The organism is Raskinella chloraquaticus (SeqCode), assembly GCF_021731865.1.
Taxonomy (GTDB): domain Bacteria; phylum Pseudomonadota; class Alphaproteobacteria; order Rhizobiales; family UBA4765; genus Raskinella; species Raskinella chloraquaticus.
On record NZ_JAKFWN010000024.1, the window covers coordinates 133,745 to 154,345 of the forward strand.

At 60.1% G+C, this 20,601-nt stretch carries 16 protein-coding genes; 9 read left to right on the forward strand and 7 right to left on the reverse strand.

Translation table 11 applies throughout. The annotated features are described in order from the left end of the window. The first annotated feature begins 1 nt into the window (after position 1). Complete coding sequence (gene mfd, locus ACINK1_RS08845) at positions 2-3,517, forward strand: transcription-repair coupling factor (RefSeq protein WP_376800850.1); 3,516 nt, start codon at positions 2-4, stop codon at positions 3,515-3,517. 15 nt (positions 3,518-3,532) lie between these two features. Here the strand turns inward: mfd and ACINK1_RS08850 are convergent, their stop codons facing one another. The 4 genes from ACINK1_RS08850 to ACINK1_RS08865 are packed head-to-tail and all read right to left on the reverse strand — an operon-like array spanning position 3,533 to position 8,554. After that, on the reverse strand, positions 3,533-4,198 hold the full coding sequence (locus ACINK1_RS08850) for a DsbA family oxidoreductase (protein WP_376800848.1): 666 nt from the start codon (positions 4,196-4,198) through the stop codon (positions 3,533-3,535). A gap of 27 nt (positions 4,199-4,225) precedes the next feature. Beyond that, positions 4,226-5,101, reverse strand: a complete 876-nt coding sequence (locus ACINK1_RS08855) for a hypothetical protein (protein ID WP_395760079.1) — start codon at positions 5,099-5,101, stop codon at positions 4,226-4,228. A gap of 20 nt (positions 5,102-5,121) precedes the next feature. After that, a complete protein-coding gene (locus ACINK1_RS08860; RefSeq protein ID WP_376800844.1) occupies positions 5,122-6,705 on the reverse strand; it encodes an AMP-binding protein in 1,584 nt (527 codons plus the stop codon). A 13-nt stretch (positions 6,706-6,718) separates the two neighbouring features. Then, positions 6,719-8,554, reverse strand: coding sequence for an extracellular solute-binding protein (locus ACINK1_RS08865; RefSeq protein WP_376800843.1), 1,836 nt, complete (start codon positions 8,552-8,554; stop codon positions 6,719-6,721). Between the two features lie 271 nt (positions 8,555-8,825). Here ACINK1_RS08865 and ACINK1_RS08870 point away from each other — a divergent pair, with 271 nt between their 5' ends. Continuing rightward, positions 8,826-9,614 carry an invasion associated locus B family protein gene (locus ACINK1_RS08870; protein WP_376800841.1) on the forward strand — a complete coding sequence of 263 codons (789 nt, stop codon included), beginning with the start codon at positions 8,826-8,828 and terminating at the stop codon, positions 9,612-9,614. A gap of 148 nt (positions 9,615-9,762) precedes the next feature. Then, positions 9,763-10,488: an invasion associated locus B family protein gene (locus tag ACINK1_RS08875; protein WP_376800839.1), complete on the forward strand. Its 726-nt coding sequence runs from the start codon at positions 9,763-9,765 to the stop codon at positions 10,486-10,488. Between the two features lie 62 nt (positions 10,489-10,550). On the opposite strand, the gene hspQ is transcribed toward ACINK1_RS08875, so the two are convergent. Further along, the gene (gene hspQ, locus ACINK1_RS08880) at positions 10,551-10,886 is read right to left on the reverse strand and encodes a heat shock protein HspQ (RefSeq protein ID WP_376800837.1); all 336 of its coding nucleotides are present in this window, start codon (positions 10,884-10,886) and stop codon (positions 10,551-10,553) included. A gap of 81 nt (positions 10,887-10,967) precedes the next feature. After that, a complete protein-coding gene (locus ACINK1_RS08885; RefSeq protein ID WP_376800836.1) occupies positions 10,968-12,008 on the reverse strand; it encodes a CoA ester lyase in 1,041 nt (346 codons plus the stop codon). 156 nt (positions 12,009-12,164) lie between these two features. Between ACINK1_RS08885 and ACINK1_RS08890 the strand changes: the two genes are divergently transcribed. From ACINK1_RS08890 to hflX, 6 genes are all read left to right on the forward strand, one after another. After that, positions 12,165-13,127, forward strand: coding sequence for an AEC family transporter (locus tag ACINK1_RS08890; RefSeq protein ID WP_376800834.1), 963 nt, complete (start codon positions 12,165-12,167; stop codon positions 13,125-13,127). A 3-nt stretch (positions 13,128-13,130) separates the two neighbouring features. After that, positions 13,131-14,171, forward strand: a complete 1,041-nt coding sequence (locus tag ACINK1_RS08895) for a CaiB/BaiF CoA-transferase family protein (protein WP_376800832.1) — start codon at positions 13,131-13,133, stop codon at positions 14,169-14,171. Between the two features lie 139 nt (positions 14,172-14,310). Next, complete coding sequence (locus ACINK1_RS08900) at positions 14,311-16,551, forward strand: ATP-binding protein (protein ID WP_395760080.1); 2,241 nt, start codon at positions 14,311-14,313, stop codon at positions 16,549-16,551. Between the two features lie 9 nt (positions 16,552-16,560). Continuing rightward, positions 16,561-17,928 (forward strand): sigma-54-dependent transcriptional regulator, encoded by a 1,368-nt coding sequence (locus tag ACINK1_RS08905; protein ID WP_376800829.1) that lies wholly within the window; start codon positions 16,561-16,563, stop codon positions 17,926-17,928. Between the two features lie 191 nt (positions 17,929-18,119). Beyond that, a complete protein-coding gene (gene hfq / locus ACINK1_RS08910; RefSeq protein WP_376800827.1) occupies positions 18,120-18,380 on the forward strand; it encodes an RNA chaperone Hfq in 261 nt (86 codons plus the stop codon). Beyond that, positions 18,377-19,741: a GTPase HflX gene (gene hflX, locus ACINK1_RS08915; protein WP_376800825.1), complete on the forward strand. Its 1,365-nt coding sequence runs from the start codon at positions 18,377-18,379 to the stop codon at positions 19,739-19,741. Before hfq ends, hflX begins: the two co-directional genes overlap by 4 nt. 24 nt (positions 19,742-19,765) lie before the next feature. Here hflX and mazG read toward each other — a convergent pair whose 3' ends face one another. Continuing rightward, positions 19,766-20,578, reverse strand: a complete 813-nt coding sequence (mazG, locus tag ACINK1_RS08920) for a nucleoside triphosphate pyrophosphohydrolase (protein WP_376800824.1) — start codon at positions 20,576-20,578, stop codon at positions 19,766-19,768. Positions 20,579-20,601: the final 23 nt, after the last annotated feature.

A 20,601-nucleotide genomic window follows, 5' to 3' on the forward strand; every position in this document is an offset into this window, starting at 1 on the left:
GATGTTTTCCTTTGCGGTTGGCCTGCTTGATGATGAGACACCGCTGGGACTGGTGAAGGTTCCGGATTCGGCAACCGCCTTTGTCCTCAGCGAGCTTTATGCCCGCGCCCGCGCCGACAAGAATGTGTCAGGTGGTGTCGGCTGCGTCTTTGTGGCGCGCGATGCCGAGCGTATGTCGATGCTCGCACGCGCGCTTGATTTCGTCGCGCCTGACATTCCCCGCCTCGAACTTCCTGCCTGGGATTGTCTGCCCTATGATCGCGTGTCCCCCAATCCTGACGTGCTGGGGCGGCGCATGTCCTCGCTCTCGCGATTGGCGCGGGCCGATCAGGCAGAAACACCGCTGCTGCTGTTGACAACCGTCAACGCCCTCATTCAGCGCGTGCCGCCGCGCGCCTCGCTGCTCGCCAAAAGCCTGTCGGCTGGTACAGGCGAGCGCTTTGACCCGGCAATCCTCGCCCGTTGGCTGGAAGAAAACGGCTTCCAGCGCGCCTCAACCGTTCGCGAAGTGGGCGAATACGCGGTGCGCGGCGGCCTGGTTGATCTCTTTCCGCCCGGCAGTCTTGAGCCGTGGCGGCTCGATTTCTTCGGCGACACGCTTGAATCAATCCGCAGTTTTGATGAGGAAAGCCAGCGGACCCTGCGCTCGCTGTCACGCATCGAACTGGTGCCCCTGTCAGAACTGACCATCGACAGCACATCGATCACACGGTTTCGTCGCGGCTTTGTCGAGACATTCGGTGCGGCCCATGGCGATGCCCTCTATGAAGCCGTCTCGCAGGGCCGGCGCTATCAGGGCATGGAACACTGGTTGCCGCTTTTCCACGAGCATCTCGACACCCTGTTTGATTATCTCCCGAACGTGCCGTTCGTTCTCGACCATCTGGCGCAAAAAGCGGCAGGTGAACGGTTCACGACGATTGCCGATCATTATGAAGCGCGGCGCGAAGCCGCAAGCCGCGACAGCGACGGCAATTCCTACAAACCATTGCCGCCTGCCGGTCTTTATCTTGGCGACAACGAACTGAACAAGAGATGCGCTGATCACCCTCTTGTCACGTTGTCATCCTTTGACGACGTGCCGGCAAACAGCCGCCGCATCGACCTGACGATTGCCGCAGGTCGCAATTTTGCACCGGAGCGGGCGGGAGCCCCCGGCGGCGTGTTCGAAGCGGTGTGCCAGCATATCCGCCAGCTGAGCGATGCCGGCACGTCGGTACTCATTTCGTCGTGGTCGGCAGGCGCGCGCGACCGCCTGTTGCCGGTCCTGGAAGATCACGGATTGAAAGAGCCGCGCTCGGTCGAGCGCCTGCAGCAATTCGCCGATCTGCCCGCCGGTACGGTCGCGGTTGGCGTCGCGCCGCTTGAAAGCGGCTTTGTAACCGGCAGGCTTGCGATCATATCCGAGCAGGACATTCTGGGCGACCGTCTGGTTCGCCCGCGCCAGCGTCGCAGCCGGGCATCTGATTTCATCGCCGAGGTCACCAGCCTTCAGCCGGGCGATGTGGTTGTGCATCTCGATCACGGCATTGGACGCTTTGTCGGCTTGAGGTCAATCGAGGTGACGGGCGCCGCCCATGATTGCCTCGAACTGCACTATGCCGGCGACACCAGGCTCTTCCTGCCGGTAGAGAATATCGAACTCCTTTCGCGCTACGGCTCAGACGGATCCGAGGTTCAACTCGATCGCCTCGGTGGCGGCGCGTGGCAGGCGCGCAAGGCGAAAATGAAGGAGCGCCTGCGCGAAATGGCGGGCAAGCTCATTGCCATTGCCGCCGAGCGGGCGCTTCGCCTGGCGCCGACGTTTACGCCACCCGATGGCGCCTGGGACGAATTCCGCGCCCGCTTCCCTTACGAGGAAACCGACGACCAGCTGGCGGCGATTGCCGCTGTCCTCGATGATCTGACAACCGGCAAGCCGATGGATCGTCTGGTGTGCGGCGATGTCGGCTTCGGCAAAACGGAAGTGGCGCTGCGCGCGGCCTTTGTGGTTGCCATCAGCGGCAAGCAGGTTGCCGTGGTGGTGCCGACCACGCTTCTGGCGCGCCAGCATTTTCGCACCTTTTCAAGCCGCTTTTCCGGCCTGCCTATCAACGTCCGTCACGCTTCGCGACTGGTAGGGGCCAAGGAATTGGCTGACACCAAGCGCGGTATCGCCGATGGCACGGTGGACGTTGTCGTTGGCACGCATGCGCTGCTGGGGAAATCAGTCGCCTTCCGCGATCTTGGCTTGCTGGTGATCGACGAGGAGCAGCATTTCGGTGTGGCCCATAAGGAAAAGCTGAAAGAGCTGCGCTCGGACGTGCACGTTCTGACGCTGACGGCGACCCCCATTCCGCGCACCCTGCAATTGGCGCTTTCAGGCGTGCGCGAGCTCTCGCTCATTGCGACACCGCCGGTTGATCGCCTCGCGGTGCGCACCTTCATCACGCCTTTTGATGCGCTCATTGTACGCGAAGCCCTGTTGCGCGAGCGCTATCGAGGCGGCCAGGCGTTCTATGTCTGCCCGCGGATCGCTGATCTTGCCGAGCGGCGGGAATTTCTGGCCCAGCACGTCCCCGAGGTGAGCGTCGCTGTTGCCCATGGGCAGATGGCAGCCTCGGAACTCGAAGACATCATGAATGCCTTTTACGACGGCAAATATGACGTTCTCCTCTCAACCTCGATCGTCGAATCGGGACTCGATATTCCGACCGCCAACACGCTGGTCGTCCATCGCGCCGATCTTTTCGGACTAGCCCAGCTCTACCAGCTCAAGGGTCGCGTCGGGCGCTCGAAAACCCGCGCCTATGCTTACTTCACCACCTCTGAAAAGCAGAAGCTCAACCCAATTGCAGAGCGCCGCCTCAAGGTGCTGCAATCGCTCGACAGCCTTGGGGCCGGCTTCCAGCTTGCAAGCCACGATCTCGACATCAGGGGCGGTGGCAACCTCCTCGGCGAGGAGCAGTCAGGTCATATCCGCGAGGTTGGCTATGAACTCTATCAGCAGATGTTGCAGGATGCGATTGCCGAAATCCAGTCCGGCACCCGCGTCATGGCCGATCAGGAATGGTCGCCGCAGATCGCGCTCGGCATGCCGGTGATGCTGCCTGAGACCTATGTCGCCGACCTCAATCTGCGGCTGTCGCTTTATCGCCGGCTGGGCGATCTGCGTGAGGAAAGCGACATCGATGCGTTCGGCGCTGAATTGATTGATCGCTTCGGTCCTCTTCCGCCGGAAGCAGAGCATTTGCTCAAGGTCATGCTCATCAAGTCGCTGTGCCGGCGCGCCGGCATCGACAAGCTCGATACCGGGCCCAAGGGGGTCGTCATCTCGTTTCGCGCCAACACGCCGCCCAATCTGCAGGGGCTTATTGCCTTCATTGGCGAGCAGGGAAAACTGGCGCGCCTGCGCCCCGATCAGAAGCTCGTTCTCGTGCGCGACTGGAAGAGCGACAATGACCGCGTGAAAGGCACAATGACGCTCATGCGCCGTCTGGCCGCGATTGGTGATGCGGAACTGGGAAAGGCCGCGTGATCAGACCGATGCTGATCAGCCCGCTGGCGTCGTTTGTACGCCACCCTGGCGTGCCAGCGCCTGGCGAATGGCTTCGGCTATGGTCTCCGGTGGGTGAGCCCCGGGCAGGGCGAGTGCAGCATCGAATATGAAAAACGGCACGCCGGTCACACCCATGCGTTGTGCTTCTTCAATCTCGTTCCTGACGGCGTCTTTGTCGTCATCGCTTTTCAGGCGCTGAGCCAGACCCTTGGTATCCATGCCAACCGAGCCGGCCGCTAAAATAAGCGTGTCGGTATCAGCCAGATTGGCACCCTCGATGAAGAACAGATCGAACAATCGTTGTTTCAAAGCGTTCTGCACGCCGGATGCCTCCGCCCAGCGCAACAGGCGGTGCATGTCGAGCGTATTGGGTGAAATGTCGATCTTCTCGAAGGCAAAGGCGATACCCTCGCCACGACCCTCGTCGCTGATGCGGTCATAAATCTGCGCGATGCGCTCATCTGAACCGAATTTGCGCGACAGGTAAGTGTGGCGCGCAATGCCCTCGGGCGGGATGGTGCCATCAAGCTGGAACGGGCGCCAATGCAGGTCGAACGTGACGTCAGGAAACGCCTTCATCGCTGTCTCAAGGCGCCGCTTGCCGATATAGCACCACGGGCAAACGACGTCAGAAACGATATCCACCCGCATCTTTTGCATGGAGCACACCTCTTGATCATACCAAAATCACACAAAAGAGCAGGCTGTGTCCCACATGGCCTTAGCCGACGTAAAGTCGGCAGGTGTAACAAGCCGGCACTCTAATGACACGCCATCCACAACCGTACCATCGCTCTTGAGGAAGGCTGAGTGTCGCGCAATGCCGTCAAGGCGGGAGATGATCGGCAACGCCAGTTGCGCCGATACATCGGGCAGGATCAATAAAAGTCCGGCCTCGCCACAATCAAGAACGACGTCTTCAGCGCGCGTCAGACTTGCCAGCATCTGGAAAACGGCACGACAAACCGTTGGGTCTGTCACCTGCTCTGCAGGGTCTTCGACGCGTACGGCGCTAAGCCCCGCCAGGGTGAAGGAGGCATGCTCGTCATCAAGCGCGAGCGTGATATGGCGAAGCGCGTCTGCCTCGGTGCTGATCACATGGGCACCGGGAGACGATTTCGTCTTGCGCAACCTTGCCCGCAGCGAACGAACGTCGCGGTAAGCATGGCATAGGGGGAGCGCATCATTGCCGATCGTTGCTGCGGTAACGATCCGGTCAATACCCGCGTCAAGCAGGCCCTGATGCTCGTAAGTCGGCGCGAACGCCAGCAGTGGAATGTCGGCGAGGTCAGGATGCGCCCGTACCTTCTCAACGAAGTCGATCGCCGACAGGCCGGTCATGGTTGCATCAATGACCAGACCTTCGGCAACATCGCCCAGCGCCAGGTCGATCGCCGCTTTTTCCGACAGCGCGCAAACAATCTGATGTGGCGCAAGCGTCAGGTTCAGCGCGCTGAACATCGTACCGCGACATAAGGCAACGATACGCAGCGTGCCTGCTTCAGTGTCAGGGTCTGCCGGCAGATTGAGGGCGATCTGCGCCCGTTTCAGCGCGGCTTGCATACGCTCGATTGACCGCACGACTAGCTGCCTTGCGAGACGCCGCGCTGGCGCGCATGCATGTCGCCACGAAGGCGGTGCTCGATCCTGATCATCGTTGGTGTCTTGTAGGCTGCAATGCCAGCGCTTGCGAAACGCGCCTGAATGCGCTGAACGAGAGCCTCCCCCTGGGTTGCTCCATTAAGGCGGGGAGCGATCTGCGCTTCGATCCGTTGGCCGAACAGGGGATCATGGACGACTGTTACTTTCACCGCGTCGACATCATCGCTTGCCAGCAATTGCTTTTCGATTTCACCGGTGCCAACGCCAAGGCCGCCGACATAGGCGACGCCTGTGAGGCGCTTTAACACGGCAAGCGACGTGTCGTGCTTGCCAACGCGCAATGTCGTGGGGCGATAGCCCTCGCCGAATTTTCCCGAATAGGGAACTTGCGGTCCCTTGACCATCACCGTTCCATCGCCACCGATTTTAGTTTCGATCAATACTGGGCCGCTCTCGCTGTCAGCTGGATGATAAAGCGGGCCGGCAGTCAACGCCTGCGCTACGCCCTTGCGCCGCCGCCGTGCCGCGACGCCAAACTCGTCGAAGGCAACGACATCGACAATATCCGTCTTGCATTCGACGGGATCAAACGCGCCCGCCCGCGCACCATCACCATGAACGCCGATCAGCGTACGCAAAAGACGATGCGACCCATCACCGATGCGTGGTGCCAGATCACCGAGGAACGCGCCTGGAACCACGGCATGCTTCACTTTTTCCTGCTCGATGAGTGCATTGAAGCCGGCCAGATCAAAGGGTTGATGAAGAAGGAGGGTGCCACCCGTCAGCAGCCAGGGAAACAGGCTGGACGACAAGGAGGCAATTCCCGTCGGCATCAATGACGTCGCGATGACATCGCCAGGCTCAAGCCCCACTTCGAGCACATTGACCAGGCCGGAACACACGCAATGGTTGTGGCTGCGGGCAATCGCGATAGGCCCGGATGGCTGGGTGGCGAATGTGATGAGCGCTGCCTGATCAGCAGGCGCGTCGGATGAGGGGGGAAAGCGCACGTCGCGCGGATGCACACCGTTCAGGTACTCATCAAGCGACATGACCCCGTCAGGCGCATCAGCGCCGAAAGCCATCACATAGCGAACGGCGAAAAGTTCGGCGGCCGCGTAGCGCATGAAATCAGCCGGCATGTCATCGCCAGCACGCGTGATGGTGATCAACGCCTTGGCGGCCAGCGGTTCGAGCGCACGCGACACATCGCTCGCCCGCCACAAAAACGGCATCACCGCAGGCACCAGACCGGCGCGCCCGCAGGCAAGGATCGTCAGGAAGGCTTCAACGCAATTGGGCAGTGACACCGCAACCACCGACCCCTGCCGCAGCCCCAATTCGATAAAACGACCCGCGAGAGCCGATATGATGTCGTCTGCCTGGCGGAAGGTCAGGCGAAGAGCCGGTCGCCCTGACCATCTTTTGCGCTCAGTGCCATCACACATCGCCAGGCGGTCCGGCGCGCGCGCCAGATTGCGCTTGAACAGGGCATCAAGCGTGGCGCGGCCCCACAGGCCGACATCGGCATAGGATTGAGCGTTGGGGTCAGAATCGATCATCAGCCGCATTATGTCATGGCGAGGCGGGTTTGCGCCACCAGCTCTCGAATGTCGGACCAAAAAGCGCCGTTTTCTGGGGATGACCTAACGAGGAGGCGTGTGCGATCCGCCGTTCCGGCAGATGGTAGAGGGGCAACACATAGGCTCCCGCGATCAGCGCCCGGTCGAGCGCCCGCGCGGCATCGACGAAGTCCTCGCGCTGGCGGGCCGCGAGCAAAGCCAGAACCATCTGGTCGACCGCCGGGTCTTTGACGCCGGCAAGATTGAAGGACCCGGGCTGGTCGGCCACTTTGGAGCCCCAGCGGAAAGCCTGTTCGTTACCGGGTGATAAGGACGCCCCCCAGGCCCACGGGATCATGTCGTAATCATAGTTCTGGCGGCGCCGTTCGAACTGGGCGCTGTCGATCACCCTGATGCGCAAATCAATGCCAACCCGGTCGAGTACGCGGCGCCAGGCCAGCAAAAGGCGTTCATGCTCGTGAAGATTGACCATCGCTTCGAAGGTCAGCGCTTGCCCTTGCCGATCCCGCAATTTGCCGTCTTTCGGCAGATATCCCGCGCCAGCCAGCAAATCGAGCGCTTCGCGCACGCGGGTACGATCAAACCCGGACCCATCGCTCACCGGCGCGCGCCATGTGCCGCCAAGCACAGCTGCGGGCATCTTGTCCATGAACGGTTCCAGAAGCCGCTTCTCGCCGGCAGACGCCGAAACTCCGATGGCCGATAGCTCGGAGCCCTCGAAATAACTGTGGGTTCGTCGGTAAGTGTTCGAGAACAGATTGGCGTTGATCCACTCGAAGTCAAACAGGGCCGTCAATGCCTGGCGCACCTCGCGCCTGGCAAACACATCGCGGCGCTGATTGAAGGCGAGAGCGAACATCGGCTTGGGGAGACCAGAGGTGAAGCTCTCGCGTATCACGCGTCCCTCACGCGCCGCAGGGAAATCATAGCCCGTCTGCCAGCGCGTCGGATTATCCTCCGGCCGCAGATCAATGATGCCCTTCTTCAGCGCCTCGAACATCGTGTTGTCATCACGGAAATATTCGATTTTGATCTCGGAAAAATTATGCAGACCCTTGGTGAAGGGCAGATCGCGAGCCCACCAATCGGGATTTTTGCTGTAAACGACCGACTTTCCGACATCAACATCGCCGACAATGTAAGGTCCGCTGCCGACGGGCGCTTCAAGCGTCGTCTGGTCGAAGCGAGTGTCGTCGAGCCGATGTTGCGGCAGCATCGGCAGCAGGCTGAGGATCAGCGGCAATTCGCGGTCCTGTGCTGCGGGAAACGACAGACGTACACGCCGCGGACCCAGAATTTCGACGCGCTCCACTTTCGAATAATAGTTGCGCAGGTTGGGCCAACCGAGCCGCTTCAGGATATCGAGCGAAAACGCCACCGTTTCAGCACTGATCGCAACGCCATCTGAAAACCGCGCCGCAGGATTGAGTGTAAAGGTGATCGACGAGCGGTCATCCGGCATTTCGACGCTTTGCGCCACGTGACCGTAAAGCGTGAACGGTTCGTCCAGGCTACGGATCAGCAGCGGTTCAAACACATAAGTCTGGACTTCGCCGGCCGACTGTCCGCGAACGATATAGGGGTTGAGGCTGTCAAAAGAACCGACCACGCCGATTGTCAGGCGACCACCCTTGGGGGCCGCTGGATCGGCGTAGGGCAGGTGGGTGAAATGTGGCGGCAGGGCGGGCTCACCGTGCATCGCGATCCCGTGGCGGGCGATGGTCTCCTGGCCCAAAGCGCGGCCGCTGAAATGAAGGCCAAGCAGGCCCAACATTCCCGCCAGCGCAGCGCGGCGCGACGGGTTGGCGATTTCACCCGCGCGCATCATCAATGCGGCCTGACCAGGGGGCACGCCATGTGACCGCGACAGGCGCGATGGCGCCAAACCCCCGATCAGACCAAAAGGCAAGTTGCGACTCATTGCGCGAAACTAGCTGAGAAATTTACCGATTGCCTCTTCATTTTGCTGGCAAACGCGGCTATGTCACGGCGCGCGACATGCTTAGGCCGCATTTGCTACCTCTCTTGCCGCGATCGTTCGCACCTTTCAGTCATATCGGCCGCAATAGCGTCAGCCGACCAACAGGGACCCACTCCTCATGACCCTCAAGCTGATGCTTGCTCGCGCCGCTGCCTGCTCTCTTTTTGTTTCAGTAACCACCGCCCCGCTCGTCGTATTTGCCCAGCAACCCGCAGCGCCAGCCCAGCAGCGCCCGGCCGCTCCCCGCGCCGCCCAACCTGCGCCAGCCCAACCCGCCCAGGGCCAGCGTCCAGCCGCGCCGCCCGCGCAGGATCAGCAGGCAACGGTGACGCCGCGCCAGATCACCGGCACGACCACAGGCTGGGTCAAGGTCTGTCAGAAAATTGATGGTACCTCGGACAAGGAAGGTTGCGTCGTTTCTCAGGAAGTGCGGGCGGATAACGGCGCCTTTCTTGCCTCGATCGCCCTGCAGGAAGTCGTTGGCGAGCCGCGCCGGCAGCTGATCCTGGCCGTGCCGCTCGGCATGGCATTGCAGGCCGGCCTGCTGGTGCGCGTTGATCAGGAGCGTGCGGTGCCGGCCAAGTTCGGTACTTGCCTGCAAAATGGTTGCTTTGCCGGTATCGATGTTGGCAGCGATCTTCTGGCGGCGATGAACAAGGGTCAGAATTTGCTCGTTACCGTGCGCAACGCGCAGGGGATCGCGCTTGATCTGACGGTTCCGCTCGCCAACTTCGTCAAGGTACATCAAGGTCCAGCGACCGACCTTAAAGTCGTCGAAGAACAACAGCGCCAGCTTGAGAAAGAGCTGGAGAAGCGCGCGCTCGAAGCCCGCCAGAAGCTTCTGGAGCAGCAAGGTCAGGCGACCCCGGCACCCGGCGCCGCGCCAGCACCAGCGGCCAAACCCTGATCTCGACTGGGCAGCCGCAGGCCAGACGGCGTAAGGTTCCGCCTGCGACCGCCGCAAGATCACGACGACAATGGAAGGCCAAGGAGGGCCAGTGGTGTTAGTCCGTTTATTCCAAGCATCATCGCGCATGTCAGCATGCCGTAACGTCTTGAGCGCTGCGGCGAAGGTGACATTGATTGTTGCCGCCGTCGTCGCGGGGACGACAACGGATGTCTTCGCCCAGCCGGCGCCCGCCACGCCGCCTGCGACCCAGGCGCCGCGCCGGCAGACACCACCTGCAAAGGCTCCGCAAAAGCCGGAAGCCCCCAAGATCCGTCAGGTGTCCGGCATCACTCTGGGCTGGATCCGGCATTGCGCCGAAGTGGGCACGCCGCCGGCTCTGGCCTGCGTGACACAGCAGGAAATACGCGACGAAAGCGGGAATTTTGTGATCTCACTGGCCTTTCAGGAGCCGGCAGGCGGTGGCCGCAAGCGGATCGCCATTGGCGTTCCGCTCGGCTCGTGGTTGCCCAGCGAATTGAATCTGCGTGTTGATCAGGGAAAAGTCTTCGACGCGCGCTATGGAACCTGTCTCAACAATGGCTGTTTTGGCGCACTTGATCCGACGCCGGATCTGATTTCTCAGATGCGATCGGGGCAGATGGCCATCGTCACCTTGTGGGATGCGTTCAATCAGCCGGTGGAAGTGAGTTTGCCGCTCGAGAGTTTCCGAAGCGCGATGGATGGCGCGCCAGCCAACATCAGCGAAAGTGAGGAAATCCACAAGCAGTGGATCGGCAGCCTTGTATCGCGTGCTCAAGCCAAACAGCAGCAGCCATTAAACGACCAGCAGCCGGCGCCGCAGCCAGCACCAGCCGACGCTACCAAAAACTAGGGTCAGGACGGTTCGCAGCGCGTGGCGTCCGGCCGGTCGCGCACCGGTCGCCGCCATCCTGCCTAATGGGCAGAGGTCGAGCGCGTCTTGTAGCGGCCCTGCGGGTCAACGTAGAAATAATCATCGATCTGGGGATGGCGCAGCGGCGACCCGCTGTCGTCCGGCAACAGGTTTTGCTCTGAGACGTAAGCGACGTATTCCGTGTCATCGTTCTCGGCAAGAAGATGATAGAACGGTTGATCCTTGGACGGTCTGACGTGCTCGGGGATGGCCTGCCACCACTCTTCTGTGTTGGCAAAAATCGGATCAATATCGAACACAACGCCACGAAATGAAAAGAAGCGATGGCGAACAATGTCGCCAATCCTGTATCGGGCGGTTCTGATCTTTCCAGTCATGACTAGGTTCCGTAGGCCAGTATGGGCGAGCCCATGGCCGGGTGAATCGACGCTGAGAATAGATAGATACGGATCAACGCGCTACAAGTCGTAGAGCAATTTGAACTTTTCGTCGCGCGCAGCTATCAGCCTTGCCAGATCGACGATCACTTTTGCTTGTTTCCACGTTGCGTCGTCCTGCATTTTGCCATCGATCATCACCGCACCGGAGCCATCAGGCATCGCGTCGAGAATGCGGCGGGCAAACGCAACCTCCTGCGGATCAGGAGAAAATACCCGTTTTGCAATCTCGATCTGGGTAGGGTGCAGCGACCACGCACCGAGACATCCTTGCAAAAAGGCATTGCGAAACTGCGATTCACAGGCTTGCGGATCACTGAAATCACCAAAGGGGCCGTAAAACGGTTTCAGGCCATGGGCAAGGCACGCATCGACCATGCGCCCGATCGTATAGTGCCATAAATCCTGTTGAAAACGATGCCGTTCGGTCCCCGCGCTGCCATCGGCGAGAACCACATAATCGGGATGCCCGCCGCCAACCCGTGTCGTTTTCATGCCGCGCGAGGCCGCAAGGTCGGCTGGGCCAAGGCTCATGCCGTGCAGGCGAGGGGAGGCGCCGGCAATCGCCTCGACATTCATCACCCCTTCGGCAGTCTCAAGGATGGCGTGGACCTGAATCGGCCGGCTCAGGCGATGACGTGCCTCAAGCTGCGCGAGCAGCTGATCGATGTAATGGATATCCCACGGCCCCTCGACTTTGGGCAGCATGATGACATCCAGCCGGTCGCCGACGGCCGCAACGATCTCGACGATATCGTCAAGCGCCCACGGGCTGTTGAGCGCGTTGATCCGCGTCCATAACCCGGCCGCGCCGAAATCGGTGTTGCGCGCCATGTGAATAAACCCCTGCCGCGCAGCAAGCTTGTCATCAGCAGGAATCGCATCTTCCAGATTGCCCAGAACCACATCGACGCTGCGCACCAGCTCAGGCAGTTTCGCCCGCATTTTCTCGATATGCGGAGGCACGAAATGGATCATGCGCTCGACACGCACCGGCGTTTCGCGTATCGGCGCAGGCGCACCCAGCGCCAGAGGCCGATAGAAATTGCGCGATAGTTTCATATGCTCACCTTTTCTACCGCTGCTAGCGCTCTTTTTGCTGCAGCGCAACCAGTCGTGCACAGCCTTGCAAACCTGCGGCTAACTACGGCACAACGACTGTCCCGACAAAATGTCGCGCATCTGCGATGCCATCGACCATCGAACGGCCAAAATGACATGGAACGACTTCTTATCCTGGCACTGCCATTCTTTGGCCCGATCATCGTCGGCTATATCGCCGGGAAGACCCTGAAGCGGCCGGCTGACGGCATGGCATGGCTCAATTTTTTTGTCATCTACGTCGCCTTGCCGCCGATTTTCTATCAGCTCATTTCCAAAACACCACCGCAGCAACTGACCAATTTCACGTTTGCGTTTTCGACACTTTTTTCATCCTACACGGCCTTTGCTCTTGCCTTTGGCATCTCGTTTGTTCTGCTGAAGGGCAAAATCCGGGAAGCAGTCGTTGCCGGCGGGATCGGCGGATATGGCAATGTCGGATATATGGGGCCCGGTCTGGCTTTGGCGCTCTTCGGCAACGAAGCTGCGGCACCGATGGCGATTATTTTCTGCGGCGATTGTGTGCTTTTCTTCGCCATTATACCGTTTCTACTGGCCCTTCACGAAGATCGCGCCAATCTCCTCGAAACATTGAAGACCATCGCCCGCCGTGTCCTCCTCAATCCCTTCATTCTGGCGACGTTTCTAGGCATGGCAGCCGCTTTCACCGGCCTGAAGCTGCCGATGGCGATTGACCGCACATTGACCTTTCTCACGGGTGCAGCTGCACCCTCGGCGCTTTTTGCGCTGGGGGTGACGGTCGCGCTGCGCCCGCTCGGGCGCATTCCAGCCGAAATGCCGGCAGCGCTCGCGATCAAATTGCTGCTGCACCCTCTGATCGTCTATTTTCTTGTTTCGCTGACCGGCCCTTATGATCGTGTGTGGGTGTACACAGCCATCATGATGGCCGCCCTGCCGCCGGCGCTGTCGGTGTTTGTTCTGGCGACCCAGTACAACACCTATGTCGACCGGTCCTCGACCGCCGTTCTGGTCGGTACTGCCGTCTCGATACCGACGCTGCTCGTCTGGTTGTTTCTGCTGGAAAACAAACTGATCCCTGTTTCAGTCTTTGGTTCGTGAGCGATGACGCAACCGCTGTCATCCCTGGTAGTTGTCGATTTCACGACGCTGTTGCCGGGCCCGCTCGCGACATTGATGCTGGCTCGTGCCGGCGCAAAAATTATCAAGATCGAGCGCCCTGAGGGCGATGAGATGCGCCAGTTCGGGCCTTTCGTTGACGGAAAATCATTACCCTTCGAACTGCTCAATCGCGGCAAGATCTGTCAGACTGTCGATCTCAAAAATCCGGCAGAGACGGCCAAACTGCGTCACCTGCTCGCCAGCGCCGATATCGTTGTCGAGCAATTCCGACCAGGCGTCATGGCCCGCCTTGGGCTGGATTATGCCACCTTGTCAGCGCTCAACCCGCGTCTGATTTATTGTTCGATCACGGGGTATGGCGCCAACGGCCCGCTGGCGCACAAGGCCGGGCATGATCTGAACTATATCGCCGAGAGCGGCCTGCTCAGCCTGTCGCGGGGAGGTGGCGACGCGCCGGTCCTGCCACCGGCTCTCATCGCTGATATCGCCGGCGGCAGCCTGCCGAGCGTGATCAATATTCTGCTGGCTCTCTTGCAACGCGACAAGACGGGGCGCGGTACCCATCTCGATATCGCGATGAGTCAGTCGACGTTCGCGCTCATGCCTTTTGCGCTCGCCGAGGTGTTGAGCGGGCAATCATCGCCCCCTTCAGGTGCCGGCATGCTGACCGGCGGATTGGCGCGCTACAATCTTTATCCCACCCGCGATGGCAGGATGCTGGCGATCGCCGCACTCGAAGATCGATTCTGGCGCAATGTCTGCGCCATCACGGATCTTGAGGAGCAATTGCGCGACGACTATGCCACACCAGCGGCGAGCCATAAACGCCTCCGCGCGATCATCGCCAGCGAGGATAGCGACGTATGGATGGCCCGATTTGCGCAATCTGATTGCTGCGTCAGCCTTGTGCACAGTGTCGACGAAGCGATCAGCAACCCGCAATTCAGCGCTCTCTTTGATGGTAAATCGATATTGCCTTTGCCAATCGCCCGTCATTTCTCAGCCGGCGGTGATCACGGCTAGAAAGACCGCTGAACGAGGATCGAGGATGGATTTGGCTGCCAAATATGACCTAGCGGCATGTCATATAAATGTCGCATTTCTGCAACGATGTGCTTAAAATGCATCATATCAGCCGCCGCTGGATTGAACGAGCCCGGATGTGAACCAGATCAGCGTGTCGCCGATTGCCCTGACCTCCTCATCGCCATCCACCAGCCGGATGAGTGGCTGGCTGGGTGCAATCACCGTGATCCTGGCGCTCCTTTCGGCGCTTGCGACTTTTCTCATTGTCACCGGGCATACACCGATCATTCCGTCTCACGAGGTGGTGGTTGCTGTTCTGGCGATCAACGCCATCCTGTGTCTTCTCCTCTTCACCCTGATTATTCGTGAAATCTGGCCGTTATGGATCGCCCATCGCCGCGGGCAGGCGGCGGTCCGTCTTCACGGGCGCATCGTCGCCATGTTCAGCCTCGTCGCGGCCGTGCCGGCGGTGGTTGTAGCAATCGTGTCGGCGCTGACATTGTCGGGCGGGCTTGATCGCTGGTTTTCTGAGCGCACGAAAGCAATCATCGAAAACGCTACCCTGGTTGGGCGGGCTTATCTCAACGAGAATGCGGGCAAACTGGCCGGTGACACGTTGGCGATGGCAACTGATGTTGCCACACAAAGCTCTTTGCTTGTCACCGAGCCGCAGCGGTTTAACCTGTTCTTCTCCAATCAGGCCAATCTGCGCGGTCTGCCGGTGGCCTATCTCATCCGTAAAAACCGCTCGGTGGTTCAAAAAGCCGAAACCGGGTTCTCCACCGAGTTGCCTCTGCCGCCTGAGCAGGTCCTCGAACAGGCAACCCAGTCAGAGCCGCTCATCCTGACGCCTGGAGGAGGGCCAACAGGTGGTATGATCGGCGCCGTTGTGCCGGTTGCCAATAATCCTGATCTTTTTCTCTACGTCGCCCGCAGCATCGACAAGCGCATACTGGGCTATCTGGCTGAGGCTGAATCGGCCTCCGCCGATTACGAAATCGCGCAGATCCGCCGCGCCGGTGTGCAATTGGCATTTGCGCTGATGTATTCGGGAGTTGCGTTGATCCTGCTGCTGTCAGCCATCTGGTTTGGCGTGTCATTTGCCAATCGGCTGGTCGAGCCGATACGCCGCCTGATCGGTGCGGCTGATCAGGTCGGGCGCGGGAATTATTACGTGCAGGTACCTGTGAAACCCAGTGAAGGCGATCTCGCGCATCTCGGGCAGACCTTCAACGGCATGACGTCGGCCCTGCGCCAGCAGCGCGACGAAGTCATGAGCGCCAATGAGCAGCTTGACCAGCGACGGCGATTTACCGAGGCGGTGCTTGCCGGCATTTCGGCCGGCGTGATCGGTCTCGATCATGATCTTGTGGTGACGATTGCCACACGCTCAGCCTATCAGCTTCTCGATCTTGAGGAAGGCAGTCTGGTGGGCCGCTTGCTTGGCGATGTCGTGCCGGAACTGGCGGTTATCCTGACCGATGCAAGTGAGGGCAATCGCCGGGCAATGCGCGAAGTCGGACTTGAGCGCCGGGGGCGCCCCCGCGTCTTCCTCGTGCGGGTGACCAGCGAGGAAAGTCCTGCACACGAGCATGGATATGTGGTGACGCTCGATGACATTTCCGATCTTGTCCTCGCCCAGCGTTCGGCTGCCTGGGCAGATGTGGCGCGCCGGATCGCCCATGAAATCAAGAATCCGCTGACACCAATCCAGCTGTCAGCAGAGCGGCTCAAGCGTCGCTACGGATCGCGGATCACCGAAGACCGGGAGGTCTTTGATCAATGCGTCGACACCATCATCCGGCAGGTTGGTGATATCGGCCGCATGGTGGATGAATTTTCCTCATTTGCCCGCATGCCAACCGCCCAGATTTCACGCGACGATCTGACCGATACCATCAAGCAGGTGATCTTCCTGATGCGGGTTGGCAACCCCAATGTGGATATCGTCGCTGATCTGCCCCCCGACCGTATCGAGGCCGATTTTGACCGCAGGCTGCTGGGTCAGGCACTGACCAATGTCATCAAGAACGCGGTCGAAGCCGTGACCGCGATCCCCACTCAGGTGGAGAGTGGCGGCAAGGTGACTGTTCGCCTCGAAAAACGGGCCGATGAGCTGATTATCGAGGTGACCGACAACGGCATCGGCCTGCCCAAAGATCAGCGTGAGCGCTTGCTTGAGCCCTATATGACCACGCGAGAGAAGGGGACTGGCCTTGGTCTGGCGATTGTTGCCAAGATTGTTGAGGAACTCGCAGGGCGTATCGAACTCCATGACGCGCCCGATGTCGCCAGCGGAGGCCATGGCGCGCTCATTCGCCTCGTATTTCCACAATTCGCTGCCGCGGCAAATCCTGCCCCGGCATCTGCCCAGTAAGGCTCAGACATGGCTGCTGATATTCTGATCGTTGATGACGAACGTGACATCCGTGAATTGGTCGCGGGCATCCTGAGTGATGAAGGGCATGGGACGCGCTCCGCCAAGCATGCCGATGAAGCACTGGCAGCGATCGTGCAGCGCCGGCCCTCGCTCGTCTTTCTCGACATATGGCTGCAGGGGAGCCGGCTCGACGGGCTTGAACTACTCGACGCCATCAAGGAGCAGCACCCCGAACTCCCGGTGGTGATGATCTCGGGCCACGGCAATATCGAAACGGCGGTCGCGGCGATCAAGCGCGGCGCTTATGATTATATCGAGAAGCCATTCAACGCCGACCGGCTGCTGCTGGTTGCGGCCCGTGCGCTCGAAGCGTTGCAACTGCGTCGCGAAATCCGCGATTTGCGCCAGCGCTCGACGATCACGGACGACCTTGTCGGTCGCTCAACCGTCATCAATCAGCTGCGCACGGTGATCGATCGCGTCGCCCCCACGAACAGCCGGATCATGATCTCGGGGCCGCCGGGCAGCGGTAAAGAGCTGGTCGCGCGCACAATCCACGGGCTGTCGAACCGTGCGCAAGGCCCGTTTATCATCATGAATGCCGCCTCTCTGACGTCTGAGGCGATGGAAAGCGAATTATTCGGCGTTGAGGCAGCCCAGGGCCAGACCCGCAAAGTCGGCGCGCTGGAAGAAGCGCATGGCGGCACACTTTTCATCGATGAAGTAGCCGACATGCCGCGCGAGACGCAGAGCCGTATTTTGCGGGTTCTGGTCGACCAGAATTTCACGCGCGTCAATGGCGCCACCCGCGTCCATGTCGATGTCCGTATCATCTCGTCGACCAGCCGCGATCTGGAAGCGGAGATCAGGGCAGGGCAGTTCCGTGAAGACCTGTTTCATCGCCTGTCCGTCGTGCCCCTTCGTGTTCCAGGTCTTGCCGAACATCGCGATGATATACCCGATCTCATCGATCATTTTCTCACTCAGGTATCGCAGGCAACAGGCCTGCCGCGACGCAAGATCGCCGATGATGCGATGGCCATCCTGCAAACGCATGACTGGCCTGGCAACGTCCGGCAATTGCGTAACAACATTGAGCGGGTCATGATTCTGGCCTCCGGCAGCCCTGACGTTGCCGTCACCGCTGACATGCTGCCGCCGGAGGTCGGTTCCCTCCTGCCAAGCATGCCGAGCAGCGTCGGTTCCGAGCACATTATGGCCCTGCCGCTGCGCGAGGCGCGCGAAGTGTTTGAGCGTGAATATCTCGGCGCCCAGATCAGCCGTTTTGGCGGCAATATTTCGCGGACAGCCGAATTCGTCGGCATGGAACGATCATCCCTTCACCGCAAGCTCAAGATGCTGGGGCTGAACTAGACGACGGCGCGAGCGGATATTCTCTTGCGTCCAAGGCATCACCACCTTCAACAACCCTGCGGGTTTCCGAGCACACATTCCATGCTTGCTCAACGACAGGGATTATGGCTTTTAATATGTGCTGAGCCGCCGCATGATATCCTCACGATGGATGCGCGCCGGTATCCGCCAACAATTATCGGATAAAATCAATGGCCGCAGAGCGTACGCAAAACCTTCAGGACACGTTCCTCAATTATGTCCGCAAGCAAAAGACGCCCGTCACGATCTTCCTGATCAACGGGGTCAAACTGCAGGGCGTTGTCACCTGGTTCGATAATTTCTGTGTCCTTCTGCGCCGCGATGGTCACTCCCAGCTTGTCTACAAGCATGCGATTTCAACTGTGATGCCAGGCCAGCCTGTGCAGCTCTTCGATGGCCTTGAAGAGCCTTTCGACACAGGCAAGGAGTGAACGGTATAACCGACGACGAGGTTACCCCGACATCATCCGGGCGGGCGCTCCATGAGACCAGGCGGCAACCGACACGAACCATCGTTGTCACGCCGTTCCGGCGTGCCGCCGGGCAGAATGCGACCGATCACGAGGCGCGGCGCGACGAGGCCGATGGTCTGGCGCGGGCGATTGACCTCACCATTGTCAACAGCCTGATCATCGGCCTTGCCGAAGTCAGGCCTTCGACCTATTTCGGCAAAGGCAAGGTCGCCGAGCTTGCCGATCTGGTTGCGACCCATGACATCGACCTCGTCTTTATCGACACCTCGTTGTCGCCTGGCCAGCAACGTAATCTCGAGCGCGCCCTTCATGCCAAGGTCATCGACCGGACGGGTCTTATTCTTGAGGTCTTCGGTGCAAGAGCAAGAACGCGTGAAGGTGTGTTGCAGGTCGAGCTTGCGCATCTGACCTATCAGAAGAGCCGGCTTGTGCGCTCCTGGACCCATCTTGAGCGCCAGCGCGGCGGCTTCGGCTTCCTCGGCGGCCCCGGCGAAAGCCAGATCGAGCTTGATCGCCGTCTCATCCAGGATCGCATTTCGCGGCTCGAAAAGGATATCGACAGCGTCAAACGCACGCGCGGCCTCCATCGCGCCAATCGCCGCCGTGTGCCCTATCCCGTCGTTGCCCTTGTCGGCTACACGAATGCCGGCAAATCAACTCTCTTCAACCGCCTGACCGGTGCTGATGTCTTCGCCAAGGATCTGCTGTTCGCGACCCTGGATCCGACGTTGCGTCTTCTGAAACTGCCAAGCGGCATGAAGATCATTCTTTCCGATACCGTCGGCTTCATCTCCGACCTGCCGACGCATCTGGTTGCAGCCTTCCGCGCCACGCTGGAAGAAGTGGTTGGCGCCGACGCGATCCTGCATGTCCACGACATTTCTCATGCCGGCTGGGAAACGCAGGCCGATGATGTTGCCGAGGTTCTTGCTCGCCTTGATATCGATATCAGATCATCACGCCAGGTGATCGACGTCTGGAACAAGTGTGATCGCCTGCCGGATAATGAACGGGATGCCTTTCGTGAAGCAGCAAGACGCCAACCAGCCGAGCAACGCCCGGTGGTCGCTTCAGCAATCACAGGGGAGGGGCTGGAGGTGTTATCAGTCCGCCTCGAAGAGGTTTTGGCGCGGACACGGGTGAACCTGACCCTCACCATACCGGCCGGTGACGCCGCATCGCTTGCCTGGCTTCACCGTCACGCGGAAGTTTTATCCACAGCCTACGATGATACCGGGACAGCGGTGATCGCGCTGCGCATCGATCCATCGCGCCAAGATGAAATCAGTCAGCGCTTCGCGATCACAGAAGGCAGCTGACTGCAATTGTTTCGCGAGGACGCTCTAACGAACATCAGGGCTTTTTTCGCCCGCCTTTACCTCATTCCACAGTTCTTCCATGTGCTCGAGCGTTGACTGACGTGGTGTCAAACCTCGTGCGGCGAGCATCATTTCGACGCCAGCAAAGCGGCGCTCAAACTTCCCGGTCGCCGCCTTCAGCGTCTGCTCGGCATCAACCCCCGCATGGCGCGCGAGATTGACGACTGCAAACAGAAGATCGCCGATTTCCTCGCCGATTTTGTTGCTCTTGCCCGCCAATTCCTGGGCAACTTCGTCAACTTCCTCCCGCACCTTGTCAAAGACCTGGCTCATATCCGGCCAGTCAAAGCCAACATCGCGCGCGCGTTCCTGAATTTTGTGGGCGCGGGTTAATGCAGGCAGAGCAAGCGCAACGCCTGCGAGCACACCGGCGGGCGTCGCAGCCTGCGCTTTGCCGGCGCGTTCGGCTTCCTTGAAGAGGCGCCAATTTGCTTGGACTGCCGCCTCGTCGGCGCCGCGCAGATCGCCAAACACATGCGGATGGCGTGTTATCATCTTGGCAGTGATCGCCTGCACAACATCACCAAACGCGAAGGCGCCGGCCTCTTCGGCCATGCGGGCGTGATAGACGACCTGCAGCAACAGGTCGCCCAGTTCGTGGCGCAAATCATCGAGATCACCACGGTTGATCGCGTCGGCGACCTCATAGGCTTCCTCGATCGTATAGGGCGCGATCGAGGCAAAGTCCTGACGCAGATCCCACGGACAGCCGGTGTCGGGCGTTCGCAACGCCGCCATGACCTCGATCAGGCGGGCGATATCACGCGACGGCGCCATCGCTGATTGCGCATGCCTATCCT

Bases quoted from the DNA above. Each gene is read 5' to 3' on its own strand.
- mfd (WP_376800850.1), top strand. From the start codon at position 2: ATGTTTTCCTTTGCGGTTGGCCTGCTTGATGATGAGACACCGCTGGGA.
- ACINK1_RS08850 (WP_376800848.1), bottom strand. From the start codon at position 4,198: ATGCAAAAGATGCGGGTGGATATCGTTTCTGACGTCGTTTGCCCGTGG.
- ACINK1_RS08855 (WP_395760079.1), bottom strand. From the start codon at position 5,101: ATGCAAGCCGCGCTGAAACGGGCGCAGATCGCCCTCAATCTGCCGGCA.
- ACINK1_RS08860 (WP_376800844.1), bottom strand. From the start codon at position 6,705: ATGATCGATTCTGACCCCAACGCTCAATCCTATGCCGATGTCGGCCTG.
- ACINK1_RS08865 (WP_376800843.1), bottom strand. From the start codon at position 8,554: ATGATGCGCGCGGGTGAAATCGCCAACCCGTCGCGCCGCGCTGCGCTG.
- ACINK1_RS08870 (WP_376800841.1), top strand. From the start codon at position 8,826: ATGACCCTCAAGCTGATGCTTGCTCGCGCCGCTGCCTGCTCTCTTTTT.
- hspQ (WP_376800837.1), bottom strand. From the start codon at position 10,886: ATGACTGGAAAGATCAGAACCGCCCGATACAGGATTGGCGACATTGTT.
- ACINK1_RS08885 (WP_376800836.1), bottom strand. From the start codon at position 12,008: ATGAAACTATCGCGCAATTTCTATCGGCCTCTGGCGCTGGGTGCGCCT.
- ACINK1_RS08890 (WP_376800834.1), top strand. From the start codon at position 12,165: ATGGAACGACTTCTTATCCTGGCACTGCCATTCTTTGGCCCGATCATC.
- ACINK1_RS08895 (WP_376800832.1), top strand. From the start codon at position 13,131: ATGACGCAACCGCTGTCATCCCTGGTAGTTGTCGATTTCACGACGCTG.
- ACINK1_RS08905 (WP_376800829.1), top strand. From the start codon at position 16,561: ATGGCTGCTGATATTCTGATCGTTGATGACGAACGTGACATCCGTGAA.
- hfq (WP_376800827.1), top strand. From the start codon at position 18,120: ATGGCCGCAGAGCGTACGCAAAACCTTCAGGACACGTTCCTCAATTAT.
- mazG (WP_376800824.1), bottom strand. From the start codon at position 20,578: ATGGCGCCGTCGCGTGATATCGCCCGCCTGATCGAGGTCATGGCGGCG.